This is a genomic window from Bartonella sp. MU70NMGDW (genome assembly GCF_042194085.1).
Taxonomy (GTDB): domain Bacteria; phylum Pseudomonadota; class Alphaproteobacteria; order Rhizobiales; family Rhizobiaceae; genus Bartonella; species Bartonella grahamii.
On the sequence record NZ_JBHIMK010000198.1, the window covers coordinates 1 to 2,270 of the forward strand.

Sequence of the window (2,270 nt, forward strand, 5' to 3'; positions counted from 1 at the left end):
TTCATGACTTAAGTTGCTCTCACCTTCTATAAAGCCGCCTAGGTCACCTTTCTTGATTTTTCCGAAGCTTCTCAATGAACGTATGCGGTGGAGAGTTCTGCCATCAAACTCAATTGTTTCATCAGTAAGTTCATATTTTTTTTCCATGGTTTATTTCCCTTAATGCATGTTTTGTTTTTTAATCTCTTGAGACAACATACCAATTCCTTTTGCTGTGATTTTTGCGCAAGGAATGACTTTTTCTATTCCACTTGCGGTTTGAAGTGTAATGGTGGGACAATCCATTAGTCCTTTTTGGATTTTATCCTGATAAGGCAATAAGCGATCCCCGAAAGTGCGTCGATACACCCATCCTTTTTTCTGTAGGAAGAGAATGAATTGTTTTGGTTGCATTTCGAGCACTTTAGCGGCTTCAGTAAGACCGAAGAGCCCATCAGAGCGTTGTAAGCTTTCAAGAGCCATGGCTTTTGGTTTTAAATCTTCAATGATGATGTCTTTACGCTCATTTTCATTTTTTAGATGAGTTAATACACCTAACATTACTTGTGGACTTGAGTAATCGATTTGTGGTGTAAGAACTTGCTTTGCACGCCGCTCGCATTCAATAAAATATTGACGGGCTTGTTTACCTTTCTTATTGTTTTCAAGCATAGAAAGCTCTTTGGCTACGCTTAGAGTTAGATGATAGTCTTTACGATTGTGACCACCCCTTCCTTTGCTTCCCAAAATAGGGAAGCAAACAAAGTCTTGATTTTCTACCAAATTATATTTGTTGATACGTTCAGTAATCCAGTCCGCAAATTTTTTACCTACTTCTAAAAAACTATGCAAATCACGTGCGTTGACTGTTTGAACGCTTTCTTCGTTAATGGTGTTATTTGTAATAGTGATAGGATTATCCATTTTTATAATCTCTTTGAATTACCAATATTGATAAGAGAAGGAGGCGTCTTTTAAAAACGCCTTTAGCTTTTAAAGCACATCACAAGGACGCAAACGGTGTTGTTGTTCGTAAGAACCATACATTGCATCATCATATTCGCGCTGTTTTATATCATCTAAAAAAAAACCGTATGCTGTGCTGTGTAGAATAAAATCGTGAGGAATGTTTCCGTTGAAACACTGCTCTTCACATTCTTTAAGATAGAATTCGGCAATATCTTCAGAGATATCTTCGCAACGATTAGTCGTTGGTTCAATACGCAAAATTTGGACAGCATTATCGGCTTGGTCGATAAATTTGATCATGTCACTTTCTTCTAAGAAAGGACCAGATTTAGCGAGATTTTGCTCTTCATTTTCGCACATCACTAAGAGAATTTCATCAGAATTTATAAACACTGGTTTCTTCACAAATGCCTCCATACTGCCTATTGGCAAAAGTTATTTTCTAAGATATGGAGTGATTAATACGTTTTTCGTAACGATGTGTCAATAGATAAAATACGAAAAACGTATTTTTATTTTTATAAATCTATTCGATTTTGTTTATTATCATTAATGTTAATGAGGTGCTTATGATAGAAAATATAAAAGAAAAGCAGCTATCCATCATGCTAAATAAATTAACCGAATGTGAAAAAAAAGCTTTTATGAATTTCTTGCTGCGAGCAGAGATTTTAAAAGATCCTCGACAATCTTCTTTTCAGAATCATTCGCTTGTGAATATAAGTAAAGAAAATCATCAGAGTAAGGTCCAGAAATAGGTGAAGAATCTTTAAAAAACTCCATAATTTTAACTAATTCATCTGCCTTAATATCTCTCATTTCCCTATTTGTATTAAGATTAATCATATTGGATATAGCTGGTCTTCTTATACCAAGATGGGCGGCAAGCTTGGCTTGGCTCCCTCGTCCCATTTTATCAAGCTCTTTTTTTATCCAAATTTTTAGCTCTTTTTGCCTAATCATAATTAAGTTTATTCCTTATTTTTAAAGTCCTTACAATATAAAAAATATAATGATACGTTTTTCGTATTGACTAAATATTTTTGATATCGTATTTTTATCGCTATGATAAAAACATATACGAAAACCGCAAAACTCATAATTGAGTATCTAGGTGGGTATAAAAAAGTTGCTAATATCGTTAATCGCAATGTTATTGTAATTAGAAAATGGGCTTACCCTTTTGAAAAGCGAGAGGGTAAAGGCGGAATTATACCAGCTAAGTATCAAATTATGCTTCTGAACTACGCACGTGATCATGGGATAGATTTGCGTCCAGAAGATTTTTTTTATCCCGAGCGCTTGCAGAGATTAATGCAAGA

4 protein-coding genes are annotated in these 2,270 nt (G+C 34.6%); 1 reads left to right on the forward strand and 3 read right to left on the reverse strand.

The genetic code is table 11. The annotated features are described in order from the left end of the window. Positions 1–159 precede the first annotated feature (159 nt). The 3 genes from ACFIKE_RS09680 to ACFIKE_RS09690 all read right to left on the reverse strand — a co-directional run bounded on the left by ACFIKE_RS09680 (position 160) and on the right by ACFIKE_RS09690 (position 1,911). Entirely contained in the window at positions 160–903 is a 744-nt protein-coding gene (locus tag ACFIKE_RS09680) for an antA/AntB antirepressor family protein (RefSeq protein ID WP_375626999.1), read from the reverse strand. Positions 904–972: 69 nt separating this feature from the next. After that, positions 973–1,353 (reverse strand): hypothetical protein, encoded by a 381-nt coding sequence (locus ACFIKE_RS09685; RefSeq protein ID WP_375649616.1) that lies wholly within the window; start codon positions 1,351–1,353, stop codon positions 973–975. Between the two features lie 237 nt (positions 1,354–1,590). Continuing rightward, positions 1,591–1,911, reverse strand: a complete 321-nt coding sequence (locus ACFIKE_RS09690) for a helix-turn-helix domain-containing protein (RefSeq protein ID WP_375612651.1) — start codon at positions 1,909–1,911, stop codon at positions 1,591–1,593. A 102-nt stretch (positions 1,912–2,013) separates the two neighbouring features. Between ACFIKE_RS09690 and ACFIKE_RS09695 the strand changes: the two genes are divergently transcribed. Beyond that, positions 2,014–2,270: hypothetical protein (locus ACFIKE_RS09695; protein WP_375612652.1), on the forward strand; the 257-nt coding region annotated here is incomplete at its 3' end.